Source organism: Novosphingobium sp. MBES04 (assembly GCF_000813185.1).
GTDB lineage: Bacteria > Pseudomonadota > Alphaproteobacteria > Sphingomonadales > Sphingomonadaceae > Novosphingobium > Novosphingobium decolorationis.
The window spans coordinates 910,676-930,653 of the sequence record NZ_DF850488.1 but is presented as its reverse complement, the minus strand read 5'-3'; the positions used below and the strand labels follow the sequence as shown (position 1 = coordinate 930,653).

Here is a 19,978-nt window from a genome sequence, read left to right as displayed (position 1 = left end):
CCACGTCTTGGAAAACCTGTGTGCACGGACGCCGCCGTGTCCCGAAACTCTCTCAGCAATTGGAAAGACACAGATCCATGAACGTGAACTATGACTTCGCCGGCAAGGTCGCCCTCGTGACGGGCGCTGGTATGGGCATGGGCTACGCCACCGCCAAGGCCTTCGCCGCTGCGGGCGCGCGTGTCGTCGTCTCCGACGTAAGCGCCGAGCTGGCCGAGAAGGTCGCTGCGGAACTCGTCGAGGGCGGGGCCGAAGCCATCGCCGTGACGTGCGATGTCGCCAACGATGATGCCGTCGCAGCCCTCGTCGCCAAGACCGTGGAGACCTGGGGGCAGCTCGACTTTGCCTACAACAACGCCGGCGTACAGCCGACCCCGGCTGAGATGGCCGACCAGACGGTCGCCGAATTCGACCGCGTGACCGACATCAACCAGCGCGGCGTGTGGTCGTGCATGCGCCACGAACTGGCCCAGATGCGCAAGCAGGGCAACGGCGCGATCGTCAACTGCTCCTCGGTCGGCGGTCTCGTCGGCGGCAAGGCGCTGGGCATCTACTACGGCTCGAAGCACGCGGTCCTGGGCCTCACCAAGAGCGCGGCGATGGACTATGCCGCGCAGGGCATCCGCGTGAATGCGGTGTGCCCGGGCACGATCAACACGCCGATGGTCGCCAAGATGCTGAACGAGCAGCCCGAGGCGATGGACGAATTCATGAAGCTGCAGGTCATCGGCCGCCTTGGCGAAGCCGAGGAAATCGCCCAGGCTGTGCTGTGGCTGTGCAGCGACGGCGCCAGCTTCGTGATCGGGACCGCGCTGACTGTCGACGGCGGCTTCTCGATCAACTGAGCCTTTCGCGCTCCCACTTCGCGCAGGCGGCGCCCGCTCCCGGTACCTGAGGGCCCCGCCTGCGTTCTCCCGATGCCGCTCTGCGACCTCCTCCCATCGTTCGCAGGCGGCATCGGGACCTTCCTTCGTCAAACCGCATCGCGGTCCCGCCTGCCCGGCGGGTGGGGCTGCCGACAGGAGACAGGCCCGATGAACTGGACATCCGATGAACTTGAGGCACTTGCCGCCTCGGACGACTTTCGCATCGCCCCCTACCGCGAAGACGGCGCAACGCCCGGCACGCTGACCTTCATCTGGTCGGTGGTGGTGGACGGCGCGCTCTATGTGCGCGCCTATAGCGGTACGCGCTCGCGCTGGTACCAGGCCGCGCTGCGCGAGAAGGCGGGGCGCATCACCGCGGCCGGAATGGACCGCAGGGTTGCCTTTGCCCCGGTGGACGAGCCCGCCGAGCAGGACCGCATCGATGCGGCCTACCGCGCCAAGTACGGCGCCAGCAGCTACCTGGGCTCCATGATTTCCGAGCGCGCCCGCGCCGCCACGATGCGCGTTACGCCCAAGGACGCCTGACGCCGCGGGAAATCCGCACGGGGGTGGGGAGACTTCCGAAGACAATCCCAACCAAGGAGACCCTGAAATGCAGGACATGCTCAAAGGCAAGACCGCCATCGTCACCGGCGCCAGCAAGGGCATCGGCCGCGCCATCGCCGAACTCTTCGCCGAGGAGGGCGCGAACGTCGTGCTCACCGCGCGCCACCAGGACGCGCTCGACGAGGCGATCGAGGCGATCCGCACGGCGGGTGGCACGGCCATGGGGACCATCGCGGATTCGTCCGATCCCGAGGCCCCTGCGCGTGTTTTTGCCGAGGCCATCGCCGCCTACGGCCAGGTTGATATCATGGTGAACAACGCCGGGACCGGCGACATGGTCGCGGTCGAGGAGTGCTCCGACGCGCACTGGGCCAAGGTCATGGAACTGAACCTGACCGGCGTCTTTCGCTACTGCCGCGAGGCGGTCAAGCACATGATGGAGCGCAACGAAGGGCGCATCATCAACGTCTCCTCGGTCAATGGTGCGCTGCCGATCTGCGGCGTGGCCTATACCTCGACCAAGGGCGGGGTGAACATCATGACCAAGAACATCGCGATCCGTCTCTCGGGCACGAAGATCCGCTGCAACGCGATTGCGCCGGGCGTGACCGACACCGAGGCGGCGGCGGCTTGGGCGGCGGGCGAGCAGGAAGGTGGCGACACCATGCTCGAGTTCTCGGACAAGTACACCAACACCACCGTGCCGATGACCGAGGCGCGCGACCAGGCCTACGCGGCGCTCTATCTCGCCAGCGAGATGGGCAAGGCGGTGACCGGACAGGTCCTCACCGTCGACAACGGTGCCTTCCTCTAACCTTTTCTGTCCCTGGACACGAAAAAGCCCCGCATCTCGACCTGAGATGCGGGGCTTTTCTTTATGCGTGGGGGCTGTGCGTCAGGTCAGCCGGCGAAGACCGGGAACATGCTCGCATCGCCGTAGTCCTTGATGCGTTCCATGGTCTTGAGCGTCTCCATGTCCTCGGCCGAGATCTCGAAATCGACCTGGGCGTTCGATTCGATGTGCGCCTTGGTGGCCGACTTGGGCAGCGGCAGCAGGCCCAGCTGCAGCGCGTAGCGAATGCACAGCTGCGGGATCGAGACGTTGTACTTGCCCGCAAGCTCGCCGATCTTCGCGTTGTCGAGGATCTTGCCGTGGGCGACGGGGGAGTACGCCTCGACGAGGATATCCTGCGACTGGGTGTATTCGATCAGGTCGAAGGGCGTGTTGCTGACATGGGCAAGGACCTGGTTGACCATCGGCTTGACGGTGCCGTTCTCGATCAGGTTCTCAAGGTCGACCTTCTCGAAGTTCGAAACGCCGATGGCGCGCAGCTTGCCCGCCTTGTAGGCCTCTTCCATCGCGCTCCAGGCGGCGAGATTGCCTTCGAAGAAGTGCTCGCCCTTGCGGAATTCGCCCCAAGGCTGCGGTGCGTGGATCAGCAGCATGTCGATGTAGTCGAGGCCGAGCGCTTCGAGCGAGCCCTCGATGGCCGCTTTGGCGCCTTCGTAGTCCTTGATGCCAGCTTCCAGCTTGGTGGTGACGAACAGTTCCTTGCGATCAACGCCGCAGGTGCGGATGCCTTCGCCCACGCCCTTTTCGTTCGCGTAGGCCTGCGCGGTGTCGAAGTGGCGGTAGCCGATCTCGACCGCATCGCGCACGACCTGTGCGACCTTGTCGTCCTCGATCATCCAGGTGCCAAGACCCAGCTTGGGAACAGTGATCTCGTTGGCGAGGGTATAGGTTTCGGTGGTGATCATGGTCTCTCCTGATCTTTCTTTCCGGCCTGCCCCAAACATTGGCGCGCCTTCGGGGCGCGGCCGGGGAGCAAGGCATTTGCAACTGGAGCCAAGGTAGGAAGCAGGGGGCGTTTGGACTAGGTCCCTGCGATTGGACGATGTGCTGAGTAGAATTCACCGCCCCTGGTGAGGAACTTTGCCAGTACGCCCTTGTTGATGCCGGATCGGCACCGGCGATTGGTCATGCATGAATGCTTCTCACCATGGCGCCAAACAATTGCCGGCTTATGCCACGCGCAGCCAGCCTCTAGATGGCATCTTCGCGTTTGCACGGAGCGCATGCGCACCATTCGCCATTCTTCACGACAAGGTAACCCTCCAGATCATGAGCAACACGACCACGCCGGACGCGCGGCAAAGCGCGCTGGCTCTTCTCGCGCTGGGCCTGGGTGCCTTCGCCATTTCGACGTCCGAGTTTGCCAGCATGGGGCTGATGCCTCTGTTCGCGAAGGATCTGGATCTTTCGATTCCGGTCGCAACCAACGGCATTACGGCCTACGCGGTCGGCGTGACGCTGGGGGCCCCTGTGCTGACCATTGCGGCGGCCCGGCTCAACAAGAAGCGTCTTCTGATCGCCCTGATCGGGCTCGCCTTCCTGGCCAATCTTGTCACCGCGATGGCGGGTGATCTCGTCTCGCTGGTGGTGGGGCGCTTCTTCAGCGGCCTGCCCCAGGGCGTCTATTTCGGGGCGGCCTCTGTGGTGGCGACGCGGATCGTCGGTCCCGAGCGGGCAGGGCGCGCGGTGTCGCTCGTCTTTTCGGGCATTTCCGTGGCGACCATCATCGGCGCGCCGGCAGGCACCTGGATCGGGCAGCAGCTCGACTGGCGCGCAGCCTACACCGCCATTGGCCTGCTGGCGCTGGTCGCGGGACTGGTGCTGGCGTTTGCGGTTCCCCAGCGCGAGGACCTGGCCGGAGGCCCGATCCGGCAGGAACTGGCTTCGCTGCGCCGCCTCAACGTCTGGATCATGGTCCTGTTCGGCTCGTTTGCGGTCTCCAGCCTCTTTGCCATCTACACCTTCATCGGCCCTCTCGTGACCGACGTGGCGGGCATGTCGACGGGGATGACGCCGCTGGCCCAGATGCTGATCGGCTTTGGCATCGCGCTGGGCGCGCTGTGGGGTGGCGGGATGGCCGACCGCTATCGTTTCCGGGCGATGATCCTTTCGCTGGCGGGGGCAATGGCGGCCATGCTGGTCATGTATTTTGTCGCGGCGATGCCGGTCGGCCTGATGGCGATGTTCTTCGTGGCCTCGTTCCTGCTCAACGCGGCTGTTCCCTCCATCACCGTGCAGATGATGCGCATGGCGCCGGAATCGCCCACGATGATGGGGGCGCTCAACATGGCCGCCTTCAACATTGCAAACGCGGTGGGCGCCATCGGCGGGGCGCTCACGGTCGAGGCGGGGTGGGGGCTGCGTTCCCCCATCCTCGCCGGGCTGGGGCTGACCGGGGTGGCGCTCGCGATCTTCGCGCTGGCCTGGCCGCGCTTGCGCCGCGGCTGACGTGGCGCAAGCGGTACAGGAATCCGCAATCGGATAGATTTTGTTGCGTGCCTTGCGATTGCGTGGTGGGGATTGATTTCCGGCAGGCGAACACGATTTGCCCGAAACTACCGCTCAGGGAGCGATTTCGCCTCAGTCTGGCATCGGATCTGCCGATGGATCGTGAAATTTTCGAACCCACTATGATGCAAAATATACAAGCAATATTGTTGCTTTTGGATTTGCGATAATTCGGCAGAAGCCTATTTCGCACTCCTGCCGATCGCGACGAAATGCCGCGAGCGAGCGATAAAACGAAAAGCACGAAACGTGTTCGCAGGAGTATCGATTATGGCCATTCTTCACCGCACTGTCGGTGCAGCGGCGGCTCTGGGCACCAGCGCCCTGGTCTTCGCACTGACCCTGGTCTGATCTCGGATCTGACGTCAGAGTCACGCACATACCATTACCAGGCATGGGGCGGTCCTTCGGGGCCGCCCTTTGTCGTTTGGGGGCGGCGGTGTTCGGATCCTGGCAGGCAGCGGGCCGTCGCCATGGAGGGGCTGCGGGGCCTGTTGCTCACGCACATCGCGCAAGGAGCCTTGAAGCCAACACGGCAAAACGGCCACGAGAGGCTCGTGACCGTTTCGGCAAGGGACCGTCGAACAGGTGAGGGGAGGGGCTTACTTGGCCTTCTTGTAGGGCACGAATTCGCGCAGGCCCACAAAGCCGCTCCACATGTTGGGGGTCATCCGATCACGCAGCTGGATCGTATCCACGTTGCACAGCTGCGAGCCGAAGATGCGCGTCACCAGAATATCGTTGTCATCGAGCAGGTCCGCGTTGGTCGGGCGGTTGACGTAGAGCGTGCTGCCGACCTTGTAGACGATCGCGGTCTTCTCGATGATCGTGGCGTTGTTGAGGCGCGAGTAGGAGATGCACTTGACCGGTTCGCCCGCCGTGCGCCCTTCGAGCATCTTGGCGAGTTCCTCCTCGCCGGTGAGCTTCTCCTTGGCCATCGCGGCAGGCGCGGACACAAGGCTGGCGGCTGCGGCGAGGCCAGCGGCGAGTACGGCGAAACGGGCTTTCATGGCTCTGGTCTCCATCACGCATCGTGTGTTGCTGTCCAAGCTTAGCACCTGGTCCTGAACCGGGGCTGACCGTTCGTCGCGGCCCCGGCACTTTTTATCCGCCGGCACTTTTATCCCGTTGTCTCAGGCGGTGCCGCCCACCGTCAGGCCCTCGACCACCAGCGTGGGCTGGCCCACGCCCGCAGGCACGCTCTGCCCGCCCTTGCCGCATACGCCGATACCGCGGTCGAGTTCGAGATCGTTGCCGATGCCGGTCACGCGGGTCAGCACCGAGGGGCCATCGCCGATGATCGTTGCGCCCTTGATGGGCGCGCCCCGCTTGCCGTTCTCGACCATGTAGGCCTCGGTGCACGAGAACACGAACTTGCCCGAGACGATGTCGACCTGGCCGCCGCCGAAGTTCTTGGTGTAGATGCCTTTCTTCACGCCACTCAGCAGTTCGGCGGGGTCCTGCTCGCCCGCGCGCATGAACGTGTTGGTCATGCGCGGCATGGGGGCGTGGGCATAGTTCTCGCGCCGGCCGTTGCCGGTCGGCTCGACGCCCATCAGGCGCGCGTTGAGGCGGTCGTGCATGTAGCCCTTGAGAATGCCGTCCTCGATCAGGACGGTCTCCTGCGTGGGGGTGCCTTCATCGTCGACCGAAAGCGAGCCGCGCCGGTCCGCGATCGAGCCGTCATCGACGATGGTCACGCCAGGGGCCGCCACGCGCTCCCCGATGCGCCCGGCAAAGGCGGAAGTGCCCTTGCGGTTGAAATCCCCCTCGAGGCCGTGGCCGACCGCTTCGTGCAGGATCACGCCCGGCCAGCCCGGCGCCATGATGACGGTCATCTCGCCAGCGGGGGCATCGATGCTTTCGAGGTTGGTGAGAGCCTGGGCCAGTGCACCATCAATGGCGCGGTTCCAGTTCTCGGGGCGGAAGAGATCGTCGTAGAGCCAGCGCCCGCCCATCCCGAACGAGCCGGTCTCGCGCCGCCCGTTGCTTTCCGCGACGATCGAGACCGAGAGGCGCACCAGCGGGCGCACGTCGGTGGCGATGAAGCCATCGGGGCGCACGATCTCGACCACGGACCACGAGCCCGAGAGGCTGGCACTGACCTGCGCGACGCGCGGGTCACGCGCGCGCGCGGCGGCATCGATGGTCTCCAGCAGCTTCACCTTCTCGCCAAAGCCGACGAGGTCGAGCGGGGAGGCGTCGGTGTAGAGGTGGCGGTTGCTTTTCGCAGGTGGGCCAGCCTTGGGCCCGGTTGCTGGGTCCAGAAGTTGCAGCGTTTCGCCCGCGCGTCGGATGGCCTTGGCCGAAATCTCGTTGGCGTGGGCAAAGCCGGTCATCTCGCCCGAGACGCCGCGCAGGCCGAACCCGGCATCGCGCGAATAGTCGGCGGTCTTGAGGCGTCCGTCGTCGAAGCCGAAAGCCTCGCTCGCCATGAACTGCATGTAGAGTTCGCCATCGTCGCACGTGCGCAGCGTTTCGGCGGCCAGGGCTTGCGCGTCCTCGGGCGTGAGGTGGCGGTAGAGGAGCGAGCGGGGATCAACGATGGAAGACATGTCCATCATATAGGCGCCAAGTCCGACGGGCGAAAGCCATTGCGTGCGACCTGGCTGTTCGCACGGACGACGCAACTGGCGGAGCAAGCCCCGCGAGGCCATCAGGCTGGGCGCCCGCGTCCCGGCACGCGCAAGGCTTTGCGCACGGCGCTCTTCAAGGGGAGGAGTTTCGCCCGGACCGGCAAGGGCCGTTCACGGACGGGGCCTGTGGCTCAGGCCGCCTGCTGGTCGGCGGGGCCGCCCTTGAGGACGAAGCGGCGGTCGCAATAGCCGCATTCGACATAGCCCTTCTCGTCGATCTCGAGCCAGACACGCGGATGGCCAAGAGCGGCTCCGGCACGGATGTCGGTGGCTCCATCGCACTTGACGCGGTGGGAATCGGTGAAGACGGTTTCAGGCACGTTGCTCATGGGCGATGCCTTTACCAGCGGGCGTGGACGATTTCCAGCGGCAAACGCGCGCAGGTGCATGCGCAGGACGCAGCGCGCTTGCACGCGGGGCAATCTGGAGAGGGCAAGGCCTGGCTGGCGGTCCTCTTTGCGCTTTGCGCTCTTTACCTTGGGCCAAAGCTGGCCCACATGGGGCGCCATGACTGCCTCTTCTGCCCTCTCGCCCGCCATTTCGATCCGCGATCTCGTCAAGCGCTACGCGCCTGTCGGCAAGGCCGAGGCCAAGCTGGCCCTCAAAGGGGTCAGCTTCGACGTGCCGCAGGGCGAGATCTTCGGCCTGCTCGGCCCCAACGGTGCGGGCAAGTCGACCCTGATCAACATCATGGCCGGGCTCGTGCGCAAGACCTCGGGCTCGGTCGATATCTGGGGGCACGACATCGACCACGATCAGCGCAACGCCAAGCGCGCGATCGGCATCGTGCCGCAGGAGATCGTCTTCGATCCCTTCTTCACGCCGATCGAGGTGCTGGAAAACCAGGCCGGCTTCTACGGGATCGCCAAGCATCTGCGCCGTTCCGAGGACCTGCTGCGCGCGGTGCACCTGGCTGACAAGCGCGACGCCTATGCCCGCAGCCTGTCGGGCGGCATGAAACGGCGTCTGCTGATTGCCAAGGCGCTGGTTCACCAGCCCCCTGTTCTCGTCCTCGACGAGCCGACGGCAGGTGTCGACGTGGAACTGCGCCGCCAGTTGTGGGAACTCGTCACCGAGATGAACCGCGAGGGCGTCACCATCGTCCTTACCACGCACTATCTGGAAGAGGCCGAGGAGCTGTGTGACCGCATCGCGATCATCAACCACGGTGAACTCATCGCCAACAAGCCGACGAGCGAGCTGATCGGCATGGCGCGCGAGAAAGTGCTGATGCTGACGCTCGACCAGCCCGTGGCCCAGCTTCCCGAGCATCCTGGCTTCATCAAGTGCCGTACGGTCGGCGATACGGGGCTCGAGATCACGTACGACAAGGACCGTGCAAATGCAGGAGAGGTCCTCTCGGCCCTTCAGGCGCAGGGGCTTTCTGTTGTCGACGTCACGACGCGCGAGGCGGATCTGGAAGACGTGTTCGTCAGCCTTACGGCGTAACACGCAAGGAAAAGGGAAAGGGGCAGGTCCTCGGTTCGCCCGGCCCGGACTTATTTAAGGCTCGGGAGGGCGTCTTCGGACTGCTCCATCCATTCCTTGTGCCAGACATTCTTCTTGTGGCGGCGAATCGCGGCGCCGCATTGCGTGCAGGTGGAGACGAAGCTGTGCCCGTCCCAGCTGGCGTGCTGGCGGTCGGGTTGGTGGCGATTCAACCAGCAAAAGCGAAAGAGCATAGTTAATAAGCCTTTCCTGGATTTCGTGGTTCTTGTCATGGCCTGAGTGCTCTCAGTAAGCGGGTTGGGCGAAGCATGTTCTCGTGCTGTGGCGCGAAGTGGATCGGCCTTGGCCAGTGTCCTGAAGTCGCGAGAGGCTGCATGCCGGAATGTGCAGTGCCAAATTCCAGGCGAAATTATTTCGTTAGTTATTCGGCTTGACCTGCACGAGCGTGCTTTTTATCGTTAACCCGAAAGCTGAAGCTCTTCTCAACCGCAGTTGAGGGCTCCTCTGACTGCGCGAATCTAAGTATAAATACCTAGCTACTGCATTGCAACAATAGTCTCCTGCTTTCGTGAGATATCTTGCGATTGTTGCGCGCACTCGGCAATGAGGCGCGATGCAGGATAACGCCCCTAGTTCAACTTCGTATGACGTCATTGTCATCGGATCCGGCGCCGCTGGTCTGACCGCGGCTCTTGCCCTCGCCGAGAGGCTCAAGGTCCTCGTACTGGCCAAGGGCAGCCTGACCGGCGGGTCGACAGCCTGGGCCCAGGGCGGCATCGCCGCGGTTCTCGACCAGGGCGATACCTTCGACGAGCATATCCGCGACACGATGGTGGCCGGGGCGGGGCTCAACCGGCGCGAGACGGTCGAATTCGTGATCGAGCGTGCGCCCCATGCCATCGCCCGGCTGCTGGACCTCGGGGTTCCCTTCAACACCGAGGACGGGGAACTGCACCTGACCCGTGAGGGCGGGCACTCGCACCGCCGCATCGTCCACGTGAACGATGCCACGGGCTGGGCGGTGCAGGACGCGCTTCTGCGCGCCGCGCAGGCGAACCCCAACATCACGCTTCTGCCCGGACAGTCCTGCATCGACTTCATTACCGGGCGCCATGAACTGCGTTATTCGGGCTCGGGCCGGGTCTGGGGTGTCTATGCCCTTGATGAGGCGACGGGCCGGGTCGAGGCGCACACCGCGCGCGCGACCATCCTGGCAACCGGCGGGGCAGGGCGCGTCTACCGTTTCAGCACCGCGCCGCGCGGGGCGACGGGCGATGGCATCGCCATGGCCTGGCGCGCAGGCGCGCGGGTCTCCAACATGGAGATGATGCAGTTCCATCCCACCTGCCTCTACAACCTCGACGTCAAGAACTTCCTCATCACCGAGGCCGTGCGCGGCGAGGGGGGCAACTGCGCCACCCGGTGACCGGCCATCGCTTCATGCCGGACTACGACGAACGCGCCGAACTGGCCCCGCGCGACATCGTGGCGCGCGCGATCGACGATCAGATCAAGCGCTACGGCCTTGATTACGTCCACCTCGATATCAGCCACCAGCCCGCCGAATTCGTGCGCGAGCACTTCCCGACCATTCATGAGAAACTGCTCACGCTCGGCATCGACATGACGAAGGAGCCGATCCCGGTCGTGCCCGCCCAGCACTATACCTGCGGGGGCGTGCTCACCGATCTTGATGGCAGGACCGACCTGCCGGGCCTCTACGCGGCGGGCGAGTGCACTGAGAGCGGTCTGCATGGCGCAAACCGCCTCGCCTCGAACTCGCTGCTCGAATGCTTTGTCTTCGGGGATGCGGCGGCGAGCCACATCCTCGACCATTGGGATGCCTTCGATGCGCCGCCCCCGGTGCGCGCGTGGGACGCGAGCCGGGTGACCGATTCGGACGAGGAAGTCGTCATCAAGCAGAACTGGACCGAGATCCGCCGCTTCATGTGGAACTACGTGGGGATCGTGCGCACGACCAAGCGGCTGGAGCGCGCCATGCACCGCATCCAGCTGCTCAACACCGAGATCGAGGAATACTACCGCCACTTCCGCGTCTCGACCGACCTGATCGAGCTGCGCAACCTGCTGCAGTCAGCCGAGCTGATCGTGCGTTCGGCTCTCAAGCGCAATGAAAGCCGCGGGCTGCACTTCACGCTCGATTATCCCGAGACCGAACGCGAGCCGCACGACACCGTGCTCGTGCCCTGACGGGCAGGTCAGGGCAGGGCAGGGCGGCCTGGGGCCGCCCGGTTCGGGCTTGCCTACATCCCGATGCCCAGCGCGCGCCCGATGAAGATCAGCGCCATCGCGCCCAGGATGGAGGCGAGGCAGCCTGCGCGGTTGAAGTCGCGGCTCCCGCGCGAGGTGATGAGGCCGGCGGCCAGCGAGCCGCCGATACCCAGCAGGATTGTCGCGACCCAGGACATGGGCACCTCGCCCGGGTAGATCCAGCGCGCCAGAGCGCCGATGATGAGACCGCCGATGATGGCGCCGATGATATTGAACATGCCTGCTTCCTTGCGAGAACCCGGTGGCGCGCAGGTACCCCTTGCGCGCAGGAACTAAAGCCCTGATCGGCGCAGGGGTTGCACAGGAGCGGGCCACGCGCACGCGCGGCTCGGCGCAGCGCCGATGGCGCTCGACGAAGGGCGCTGCGAAAAGACGCATGGCGGCTGCAGGAAGATCAACATATGGTGTTCCGCTGGGAGCGCGTGGGGCACAGTTTGTGCTTTTTGTGTCTTGACGTTTGAGATGCGGGCCTCAGTTCGTCGTATTCCCGATTCGTTTCGTCGGCAAATTTTGTGGAAAAATAATGGCCCGGACGGCTCCAGATTTCGCTTGCGTTCGAGGAGGGTTCAGGACTTCCCACGCGTCGCGGTGGCTGGGCAATTGTCCAGCGCGGCTTCGGGCCTCGCGGCTTGCGTGTCTCCCCCCTCTTGCGCCGATGCAAAGAAACGGCACTATGGGTTGTGGCGCTTCGGCGGTCGAACCTCTAAACCTTGATGCAGCGCGGGAATGTCCCGCGTCGCCCCCGGAAGCGATTTCGGGGCAGGTTTGGGCGACTCTGCGAGGCACCACAGGGTCGAGAGCAGGGGCAAAGGTCTCCTTTTCGTGCTGAACGTGGTAGTCTGGGATTTCCCCGGCGGCCGCGCTGCGGTGCGCCTTGACCCTGCGCGGAACACTACGCGCTTGCCTGCCTTGGCAGGTGGCGCGGCAACCAATGGGGCGAACGAGTGGATTTCAGGAACGGAAGTGACAGTCGCATCGACAGCGCGGACGCTACGGAAGAAACCGTTGCCAGCCCGTCGGTAAACTCGAACAAGGAGACGGGCGCAGGCCCGGCAATCGGAATGGACAAGGCGGATACGGCCAGCGCGGACCTCGTTGCTGCAGCCGCGGCCTCGGTGGCCGCAGCGGCCCAGGCAAACTCGGCGAAGGAATACGACTCCAAGTCGATCAACCCGCGTCGCTTCACCATCGTCACGGACGACAGCCGTAACGACAAGTTGACCGCGTTCGGCAAGGAAACGCTGGAGGATCGCTACCTCCTCCCCGGTGAGAAGTACCAGGACCTCTTCGCGCGCGTGGCCGATGCCTACGCCGACGATGCCGAGCACGCCCAGCGTCTCTACGACTACATCTCCAAGCTCTGGTTCATGCCCGCCACCCCCGTTCTCTCGAACGGCGGCACTGGCCGCGGCCTGCCTATCTCGTGCTACCTGAACTCGGTCGAAGACAGCCTCGAAGGCATCGTCAACACCTGGAACGAGAACGTCTGGCTGGCCTCGCGCGGCGGCGGCATCGGCACTTACTGGGGCAACGTGCGCGGCATCGGTGAGCCGGTCGGCCTCAACGGCAAGACCAGCGGCATCATCCCCTTCGTGCGCGTGATGGATTCGCTGACCCTGGCGATCTCGCAGGGCTCGCTGCGCCGTGGTTCGGCGGCGTGCTACATCGACGTCTCGCACCCCGAGATCGAGGAATTCCTCGAGATCCGCACCACCACGGGTGACTTCAACCGCAAGGCGCTGAACCTGCACCACGGCGTGCTGCTCTCGGACGAGTTCATGGAAGCTGTGCGCGACGGCGCCGACTTCGACCTGAAGAGCCCGAAGGACGGCGCGGTGCGCAGCACCGTCAACGCCCGCGCGCTGTTCCAGAAGCTGGTCGAAGTGCGCCTGCGCACCGGCGAGCCCTACCTCGTCTTCTCCGACACCGTGAACCGCATGATGCCCAAGCATCACCGCGATCTCGGCCTCAAGGTCTCGACCTCGAACCTGTGCTCGGAAATCACGCTGCCCACGGGCCGCGATCACCTGGGCGAAGACCGCACCGCGGTGTGCTGCCTCTCCTCGCTCAACCTCGAAACCTGGGAAGAGTGGAAGGGCGAAAAGCGTTTCGTCGAAGACGTGCTGCGCTTCCTCGACAATGTCCTCCAGGACTTCATCGACCGCGCGCCCGACGAGATGGCGCGCGCCAAGTACTCGGCCGCGCGTGAGCGTTCGGTGGGCATGGGCGTCATGGGCTTCCACTCCTACCTGCAGAAGAAGAACATCGCCTTTGAAAGCGCGATGGCCAAGGCCCTCAACCTCCAGATGTTCCAGTACGTCAACCAGAAGGCCAACGAGGCCTCGATGATGCTGGCGCACGAGCGTGGCCCGTGCCCCGACGCGGCCGACCAGGGCGTGATGGAGCGTTTCAGCTGCAAGATGGCGATCGCGCCGACCGCGTCGATCTCGATCATCTGCGGTGGCACCTCGGCCTGCATCGAGCCGATCCCGGCCAACATCTACACCCACAAGACGCTCTCGGGCTCGTTCGTGGTGGAGAACCCGTACCTCAAGAAGCTGCTCGCCGAGAAGTCGAAGGACTCCACCAACGTGTGGAACTCGATCCTCGAGCACGGCGGCTCGGTCCAGCACCTCGATTTCCTCTCGCCGGAGGAAAAGGCAGTGTTCAAGACCAGCTTCGAGATCGACCAGCGCTGGCTGCTCGAATTCGCAGGGGACCGTACCCCCTACATCGACCAGGCCCAGTCGCTGAACCTGTTCATCCCGGCCGACGTCGACAAGTGGGACCTCCTGATGCTCCACTACCAGGCGTGGGAAAAGGGCATCAAGTCGCTCTACTACCTGCGCTCCAAGTCGGTGCAGCGCGCCGGTTTCGCAGGCTCGGGCGGCGTCGAGGCGGACAACACCGCCGAAGCGCCCAAGTTCGAGATCGGCGAGACGACCGACTACGACGAATGTCTCGCCTGCCAGTAAGGCTCGGCCAGTTCATATAAAAAGCCCCGGACTTCCACGAAGTCCGGGGCTTTTTTATTTCACGATGACTCCAGCCCGACATTACGCCGGACTACGCCCAAGCCAGATGCAGCAGGTTTATCAATGACTTAGGCGAGTTCAACATATGCCGGTGCTTTCTGAAACCTGACCCGGCTTGTGCTCGCATGGCTCCCATGTGGCTCTTGGAAACCGGGTCGTTCCGAGGAGTCATCATGGCAAAACTCAAGCTCACCAAGTCCGCCGTCGATGCGGCACAACCCCAGGCGCAGGCTGTCGAACTCCGGGACACGATGGTGCCCGGCTTCCTCTGCAAGATCACCCCGGCGGGCCGCAAGGTGTTCATGCTGCAATACCGCACGAATGCCGGAGAGCGGCGCAAGCCCGCCTTGGGCCTGTATGGGGAACTGACCGTCGAGCAGGCCCGCGCCTTGGCCCAGGAGTGGCTGGCCGAGGTGCGCAAGGGCGGTGATCCTGGGGCGGCCAAGGCCGCCGCCCGTGCCGCGCCTACGGTCGCGGAACTGTGCGGCAAGTTCATGGAGGACTACTCCAAGCTGCGCAACAAGCCCAGCACGCAACGCGGCTATCAGGCTGTCATAGACCGCTGCATCGTTCCGATGCTGGGCCGGATGAAGGTGCAGGACGTGAAGCGGCCCGACGTGGCCACGGTGATGAAGAAGATGGCCCACAAGCCGGCCGAGGCCAACAACGCTTTCAGCGTGATGCGCAGGATGTTCAATCTGGCCGAGGTGTGGGGCTACCGGACGGATGGAACCAACCCGTGCCGCCACGTCCCGATGTACCCCAACGGGAAGGCCACGCACCTCATCAGCGACGAGGACATGGCGCGGATCTTCCGCCATCTGGGCAAGCTGGAGGCGGAAGGGCTGGAGCCTTACGTCATTCCCCTGGCGATCCGCTTGCAATTCGAGTTCGCTGCCCGCCGTGGCGAAATCGTCACGCTCCAATGGGATTGGGTGGACTTCGAGAACCGGCGCGTGGTTTGGCCTGACAGCAAGACCGGCGGCATGTCCAAGCCCATGAGTGAGGAAGCCTACCGACTGCTTTCGACCGCGCCGAGGCAGGACGGCATTCCCCATGTGCTGCCGTCCCCAAACCATGAGGGCCAGCACTTGACCACGGGCGAGTATTACAACGGCTGGTGCCGTGCGCTCAAGGCTGCTGGAGCGGCCCACGTCGGTACGCACGGCATCCGGCATCGTTCGGCTACCGACATTGCCAACTCGGGCATCCCGGTCAAGGTCGGCATGGCGCTGACGGCGCACAAGACCGTCGCGATGTTCATGCGCTACGTCCACACCGAGGATGACCCGGTGCGCAAGGCGGCCGAACTGGTGGCGAACCGGCGCAAGACAATCACCGGGGCGCAGCGCCCCGTGAAGGTGACGACATGAACCGGCGCAAAGTATCCGTGGCGTCATCCGCAGCGCCGTCGGCGCTGCTGGGCGATATTCGGGCGCTGATCGAGGCGGCGCACAAGCGCGCTGCCTCGGCCGTCAATGCCGAGCTGACCCTGCTGTTCTGGCGCATCGGCCAGCGTATCCATACGGAAGTGCTGGCCGGTCAGCGGGCCGGGTACGGCGAGGAAATCCTGCCAACCTTGGCCGAGCAGTTGGTACGCGACTACGGGCGCAGCTTCGCGGACAAGAATCTGCGCCGGATGGTGCAGTTCGCCGCCACCTACTCGGACGAGCCAATTGTCGTGACGCTGTCACGACAATTGAGCTGGTCACATTTTCTGGCCCTACTGCCGCTCAAAGACCCGCTCCAGCGGGACTACTACGCGCAGATGGCGAGTGCCGGCCGCTGGAGCGTGCGGACGCTGCGCGAGCGCATCGACTCGATGCTCTACGAGCGCACCGCGCTGTCCCAAAAGCCGGACGAAACCATTGCGCAGGAGCTGGCGACGATGCGCGACGCGCAGCGCATGTCGCCCGCCCTGGTCATGCGCGATCCCTACATCCTCGACTTCCTCGGGCTGCGGGACACCTGGCAGGAAGGCGATTTGGAGGCCGCGATCATCCGTGAAATGGAGTCGTTCCTGCTGGAGCTGGGCGCGGGTTTCTCTTTCGTTGCCCGGCAGAAGCGCATCCAGATCGACGACGAGGATTTCCACCTCGACCTGCTTTTCTACAACCGCAAGCTGCGGCGCCTGGTGGCGGTGGAGTTGAAGGTCGGCGAGTTCAAGGCCGCGTACAAAGGGCAGATGGAGCTTTATCTGCGCTGGCTGGACAAGCATGAGCGCGAGCCGGAGGAAGCCTCGCCGCTGGGGATCATCCTTTGCACCGGCAAGAAGCGCGAACAGATCGAGTTGCTGGAGTTGGACAAGTCGGGCATCCATGTGGCCGAGTACCTGACGAGCTTGCCGCCGCGTGCGGTGTTGGGTGAGCGGTTGCAGCAGGCGACCGAGAGGGCACGTTTGCAGATCGAGCAGCGCAAGACGGATGCCGAGTAGTTCTGCCCCAGGCATTCGGGCGTCCCGGCGTGCCGCCGTCGCGCTCTCGTGCTGCGCATCAAGCCTCGCTGCGCGAGTCTCGCCCCTGCCGGGCTTCCATCACTGACGCCTCCGGCCCTGCTCGTTGATCCGGGCCTACGCGCTCCGCTTGCCCCAAAAGCAAGGTGTGTGCAGTGGGCGGGTGTGGGCGGTCTTGCTGTTCCCATCACCGTATCACGGCGTTCTCGCCGTCAAGGGCAGCGCGCGCCATGCGCGCTTGCGTCCTGGCGGCCGTCTGCGACCCCTGACTGCTTGCGCTGCGCCGTGCTGGCGACGGTTCCGGGCAATTCCGCCCGTGCAACCGGAGCACGCTCATGTCGCAATTTTCCTTTTCCTCGTTCGATGCCTCGCTGATGGTGCGCGATGCGAAGGGTCACTACCAGCCGGCGACGGCCGACCAGATTCTGGACGCTGCGCGCCAGGCCATCGAGCACAAGATGCAGCGCGGTGCATCGTTCACTTCGCCGGCGGCGGTCAAGGAGTACCTGTGCACCAAGTTGGGTGGCTTCGAGCATGAAGTGTTCGCCGTGCTGTTCCTCGATACACGGCATCGCCTGATCGAGTATGCCGAGATGTTCCAGGGCACCATCGACTCGGCCGAAGTGCATCCGCGCGAGGTGGTCAAGGCAGCCCTGCGGCACAACGCGGCCGCGGTCATCGTTTCGCACAATCATCCGAGCGGTAATCCCGAGCCGAGTGCGGCAGACCAAGCGCTGACCCAGCGGCTCAGGGAAGCGCTGGGGCTTGTGGACGTGCGCGTACTCGATCACGTCATCGTCGCCGGCAACGCAACGGCATCGTTCGCCGAGCGTGGGCTGATCTAGCTCAAGGGGCTTCGGCCCCTTTTTGCTGCGCCTGCTGGCAGGGCCTGCGCGCGGCCCTTGCCTGTCCGTGCCTTCGTTCTGAAGTTAATGCTCAAGAAGTCACAACCTGAATCATTTCGTCGTAATGCTTCTTGTCCACTTCTTCAAACCACTGAAAGATGTGTCCGATGACGCTATGGCTTTCGCCAGCCAAGTTTTCTGCCGATTCCTCGGTTATTTCAATTACATCGCTATGCGAGTATTTGTTGATAAAGCGATATATTTTTTCCTTGAGTTCCGGCGTTGTGATGGCGCAGTCTTTCAGACCAACATCCATCAGTTGACTGATGTCGCTTCTCCGCCTGGGATATTTGAAGGTAAAGAACGATTCAATGAGCTTGCGAGCGAGGTTCGCAGTCAAAAAGGCTTCATCTCTATTAAGGATCGTATGCGCCCTGTATTCATAGAGCTTTTTGAAGATGTAGTGATACTCAGAACCGTAATTTTTCAGAGAATCATCGGCATCAACAAGCAGCGAATGGCGGGGTGAACCAGGAGGCGCATCCAGTCGATAGAAGAAACAATTCTCAGCTTTTCCTTTGGCAATCCTGTTCCTGTTCGTTCCAGTGAACCAGTCTCTCACTAGCTTGAAGTAGGTGAAATTATGAGTCAGCACAAAAAGTTGCTTGGCTTCAGTGCATTGAGTTCTCAGGAACGAATAGGCATGAAACAAGTGATTTGAGTCAAAGCTTGAGACGGGATCATCAACAACCACAATCGTGTCCTTGATGTTGTTTCCGTTTTCTTTGAGCTTCGTGATGAAGTAGACGAATGCAATCGCAGTCTTCTCACCTTCGCTCAAATTCCCATCATGCTCACCCACTCCGTTTCTGATGATCTCATAGCCTTTTTTCTTTTGATTAAAGCTCAGGCAAAGCTCAGAGCGACCGATGAAACGATGCAGGATGTCATTGAACTCCTTCGCCCCAACCGTCTCATTTGAGAGCAGCGCCTCTATTGCTCCGACCTCTTGACCAAGTTTTTCAATTTCCTTGTAGTCATTCTTTGCTTCAGCCTCAAGGTCATTGCATTTCTTCTCACTTCCAGCATAGTCAAATTCTTGCACCTCAGCCGCAGCAAAGTGAAGTTCCAGTGCCACCTTGCTTTTGGATGTCTCAGATTTGAAGTTTGAAGTCTTATTGTTGTGCTTTCCGACGAGCGCAACGATCGACTTTAGGATCTCATTGAAATTCGTGACATCCTCTTCAACCACATCCGAAATCTGAATGTCTGTCTTTGCGGGGTCTGTAATTTTGGCTTTCAGAGCTTGCCGCCATCCGTCTATTTGCTGGTTGATCTTCTCAGCAGCAGATGTGTATTCTTTCTGGAGCTTATCTGCGTCAGCCGATAGCTCTTTATAAAACTCCGTCGCTGCGGGCAACTGATTGGCTGGAGCACCTTGAGATTCAATCCAAGTCGCGGCGCTCTGAAGCCGGCTTTGAAAATCCGTGAACTCTTTGCTGAAGTGAGCGGCAAGTGCCTCGGCACGAAGCTGGGTGAATGGAGAGCCGCAGAACTCGCAGGATTGCGAATCATGGTTCTTATGAATTTCCAAGCCTGTTTGAACCCAGTCACGAATGTCCGGATTATCAGTCAGCCGCTGGATAGCTTGATTGACTGCTGTAGTTCCAATCAAGTCTCTGATGCGACCTGCCGCCTTCTTAAAGTAGTCCGGCTCAATGGCCGTTGAGGCGAAAGTGATGCTTGGAAGCTGATCTGGCTTGGCGGCATTCGTAAGGTCGATGACCTTTTCATCTGGAAGAACCGAGTCAGGCTTAATAATGGCATCGCCATTACTCTGAATGAAATTAGAGAGCTTTCGGCGATCATAATTCAAGTAGTAGCTATCGCTCGTATCAATCGCCTGAAGTCCTAGCTTCATTTTCTTGGCAGCATTGGTCAGAAATTTATCCAATGCTTCACGCTGCTTCTTGATGTCACTTTGCTTTTCGTCGTGAGCTTTCTTTTTCGATTGAAGCTCGCCTTTTAGCTTCTCCAGTTTCTGCAAGTCGTCAATCTTCTCTTTCGCAATGAGAAGGATGCTTTTTACGGATTTGTCCCAATCAATGTTCTCATGCACAAAGCGTTGATTGAAGACATGGATATTTAATTGGGATGAAGGGAGTGTGGTTTCCGTGATCGTGGAGCCGTCCTCCAAAACGACTGAAAACTGGCCCGCACTGAAGCGAGGAACCATCGAGCGAAGCTCAAAGCAAGAGAATAGATTCGATAGGGTTGACTTGCCTGTTCCGTTCCAGCCATAGACAAGGTTGTACCGGCCGAACTTCTGGATCTTCGTTCCATTGAAGTCGCTGAAGATGCCGAACTGCTTGAGACGGTTAATGCAGACGATCACTTTTAGCCCCCGTGTTCTTGCTTTAGCAACATTTGCTTGCAAAACAAATAATAAACGAAGAGTTCTTTTGCGTCTCCGCT

15 protein-coding genes and 1 pseudogene are annotated in these 19,978 nt (G+C 62.3%); 10 read left to right on the top strand and 6 right to left on the bottom strand.

Annotated features, from left to right (window positions below; all coding sequences use genetic code 11):
- Positions 1-77: 77 nt before the first annotated feature.
- The 3 genes from MBENS4_RS04145 (at position 78) to MBENS4_RS04135 (ending at position 2,247) form a co-directional block, all read left to right on the top strand.
- Entirely contained in the window at positions 78-845 is a 768-nt protein-coding gene (locus MBENS4_RS04145; protein ID WP_039388960.1) for a glucose 1-dehydrogenase, read from the top strand.
- A gap of 189 nt (positions 846-1,034) precedes the next feature.
- A complete protein-coding gene (locus MBENS4_RS04140) occupies positions 1,035-1,412 on the top strand; it encodes a DUF2255 family protein (protein ID WP_039388959.1) in 378 nt (125 codons plus the stop codon).
- Between the two features lie 67 nt (positions 1,413-1,479).
- On the top strand, positions 1,480-2,247 hold the full coding sequence (locus MBENS4_RS04135) for an SDR family NAD(P)-dependent oxidoreductase (RefSeq protein WP_039388958.1): 768 nt from the start codon (positions 1,480-1,482) through the stop codon (positions 2,245-2,247).
- A gap of 86 nt (positions 2,248-2,333) precedes the next feature.
- On the opposite strand, the gene MBENS4_RS04130 is transcribed toward MBENS4_RS04135, so the two are convergent.
- Complete coding sequence (locus tag MBENS4_RS04130) at positions 2,334-3,191, bottom strand: aldo/keto reductase (RefSeq protein WP_039388957.1); 858 nt, start codon at positions 3,189-3,191, stop codon at positions 2,334-2,336.
- Between the two features lie 364 nt (positions 3,192-3,555).
- On the opposite strand from MBENS4_RS04130, the gene MBENS4_RS04125 reads away from it, so the two are divergent.
- Positions 3,556-4,734 carry an MFS transporter gene (locus tag MBENS4_RS04125; RefSeq protein WP_039391717.1) on the top strand — a complete coding sequence of 393 codons (1,179 nt, stop codon included), beginning with the start codon at positions 3,556-3,558 and terminating at the stop codon, positions 4,732-4,734.
- Positions 4,735-5,396: 662 nt separating this feature from the next.
- Here MBENS4_RS04125 and MBENS4_RS04120 read toward each other — a convergent pair.
- The 3 genes from MBENS4_RS04120 to MBENS4_RS04110 form a co-directional block, all read right to left on the bottom strand.
- On the bottom strand, positions 5,397-5,804 hold the full coding sequence (locus MBENS4_RS04120) for a hypothetical protein (protein WP_039388955.1): 408 nt from the start codon (positions 5,802-5,804) through the stop codon (positions 5,397-5,399).
- 123 nt (positions 5,805-5,927) lie between these two features.
- A complete protein-coding gene (gene tldD, locus MBENS4_RS04115) occupies positions 5,928-7,349 on the bottom strand; it encodes a metalloprotease TldD (RefSeq protein WP_039391715.1) in 1,422 nt (473 codons plus the stop codon).
- A 212-nt stretch (positions 7,350-7,561) separates the two neighbouring features.
- Positions 7,562-7,759: a zinc-finger domain-containing protein gene (locus MBENS4_RS04110; RefSeq protein WP_039388953.1), complete on the bottom strand. Its 198-nt coding sequence runs from the start codon at positions 7,757-7,759 to the stop codon at positions 7,562-7,564.
- 178 nt (positions 7,760-7,937) lie between these two features.
- Between MBENS4_RS04110 and MBENS4_RS04105 the strand changes: the two genes are divergently transcribed.
- Entirely contained in the window at positions 7,938-8,879 is a 942-nt protein-coding gene (locus tag MBENS4_RS04105; protein WP_039388951.1) for an ABC transporter ATP-binding protein, read from the top strand.
- A 613-nt stretch (positions 8,880-9,492) separates the two neighbouring features.
- Positions 9,493-11,090: pseudogene (gene nadB, locus MBENS4_RS27530) on the top strand (L-aspartate oxidase).
- A gap of 53 nt (positions 11,091-11,143) precedes the next feature.
- Here the strand turns inward: nadB and MBENS4_RS04090 are convergent.
- Positions 11,144-11,389 (bottom strand): GlsB/YeaQ/YmgE family stress response membrane protein, encoded by a 246-nt coding sequence (locus MBENS4_RS04090; RefSeq protein ID WP_039388947.1) that lies wholly within the window; start codon positions 11,387-11,389, stop codon positions 11,144-11,146.
- An 843-nt stretch (positions 11,390-12,232) separates the two neighbouring features.
- Between MBENS4_RS04090 and MBENS4_RS04085 the strand changes: the two genes are divergently transcribed.
- The 4 genes from MBENS4_RS04085 to radC all read left to right on the top strand — a co-directional run bounded on the left by MBENS4_RS04085 (position 12,233) and on the right by radC (position 17,503).
- Positions 12,233-14,146, top strand: coding sequence for a ribonucleoside-diphosphate reductase subunit alpha (locus MBENS4_RS04085; RefSeq protein WP_144400928.1), 1,914 nt, complete (start codon positions 12,233-12,235; stop codon positions 14,144-14,146).
- Between the two features lie 233 nt (positions 14,147-14,379).
- A complete protein-coding gene (locus MBENS4_RS04080; RefSeq protein WP_039388945.1) occupies positions 14,380-15,579 on the top strand; it encodes a tyrosine-type recombinase/integrase in 1,200 nt (399 codons plus the stop codon).
- Positions 15,576-16,640 (top strand): PDDEXK nuclease domain-containing protein, encoded by a 1,065-nt coding sequence (locus tag MBENS4_RS04075; protein WP_039388943.1) that lies wholly within the window; start codon positions 15,576-15,578, stop codon positions 16,638-16,640. The genes MBENS4_RS04080 and MBENS4_RS04075 overlap by 4 nt, the downstream gene beginning before the upstream one ends.
- 353 nt (positions 16,641-16,993) lie before the next feature.
- Positions 16,994-17,503 carry a RadC family protein gene (radC, locus tag MBENS4_RS04070; protein ID WP_039388941.1) on the top strand — a complete coding sequence of 170 codons (510 nt, stop codon included), beginning with the start codon at positions 16,994-16,996 and terminating at the stop codon, positions 17,501-17,503.
- A gap of 91 nt (positions 17,504-17,594) precedes the next feature.
- Here radC and MBENS4_RS04065 read toward each other — a convergent pair whose 3' ends face one another.
- Positions 17,595-19,898, bottom strand: coding sequence for an ATP-binding protein (locus tag MBENS4_RS04065; RefSeq protein WP_039388940.1), 2,304 nt, complete (start codon positions 19,896-19,898; stop codon positions 17,595-17,597).
- Positions 19,899-19,978: the final 80 nt, after the last annotated feature.

Excerpts from the sequence above, each read along its gene's own strand:
- radC (WP_039388941.1), top strand. The coding sequence starts at position 16,994 with ATGTCGCAATTTTCCTTTTCCTCGTTCGATGCCTCGCTGATGGTGCGC.
- MBENS4_RS04120 (WP_039388955.1), bottom strand. The coding sequence starts at position 5,804 with ATGAAAGCCCGTTTCGCCGTACTCGCCGCTGGCCTCGCCGCAGCCGCC.
- MBENS4_RS04140 (WP_039388959.1), top strand. The coding sequence starts at position 1,035 with ATGAACTGGACATCCGATGAACTTGAGGCACTTGCCGCCTCGGACGAC.
- MBENS4_RS04085 (WP_144400928.1), top strand. The coding sequence starts at position 12,233 with ATGGACAAGGCGGATACGGCCAGCGCGGACCTCGTTGCTGCAGCCGCG.
- MBENS4_RS04130 (WP_039388957.1), bottom strand. The coding sequence starts at position 3,191 with ATGATCACCACCGAAACCTATACCCTCGCCAACGAGATCACTGTTCCC.
- MBENS4_RS04110 (WP_039388953.1), bottom strand. The coding sequence starts at position 7,759 with ATGAGCAACGTGCCTGAAACCGTCTTCACCGATTCCCACCGCGTCAAG.
- tldD (WP_039391715.1), bottom strand. The coding sequence starts at position 7,349 with ATGTCTTCCATCGTTGATCCCCGCTCGCTCCTCTACCGCCACCTCACG.
- MBENS4_RS04105 (WP_039388951.1), top strand. The coding sequence starts at position 7,938 with ATGACTGCCTCTTCTGCCCTCTCGCCCGCCATTTCGATCCGCGATCTC.
- MBENS4_RS04145 (WP_039388960.1), top strand. The coding sequence starts at position 78 with ATGAACGTGAACTATGACTTCGCCGGCAAGGTCGCCCTCGTGACGGGC.
- MBENS4_RS04135 (WP_039388958.1), top strand. The coding sequence starts at position 1,480 with ATGCAGGACATGCTCAAAGGCAAGACCGCCATCGTCACCGGCGCCAGC.
- MBENS4_RS04125 (WP_039391717.1), top strand. The coding sequence starts at position 3,556 with ATGAGCAACACGACCACGCCGGACGCGCGGCAAAGCGCGCTGGCTCTT.
- MBENS4_RS04080 (WP_039388945.1), top strand. The coding sequence starts at position 14,380 with ATGGCAAAACTCAAGCTCACCAAGTCCGCCGTCGATGCGGCACAACCC.
- MBENS4_RS04075 (WP_039388943.1), top strand. The coding sequence starts at position 15,576 with ATGAACCGGCGCAAAGTATCCGTGGCGTCATCCGCAGCGCCGTCGGCG.
- MBENS4_RS04090 (WP_039388947.1), bottom strand. The coding sequence starts at position 11,389 with ATGTTCAATATCATCGGCGCCATCATCGGCGGTCTCATCATCGGCGCT.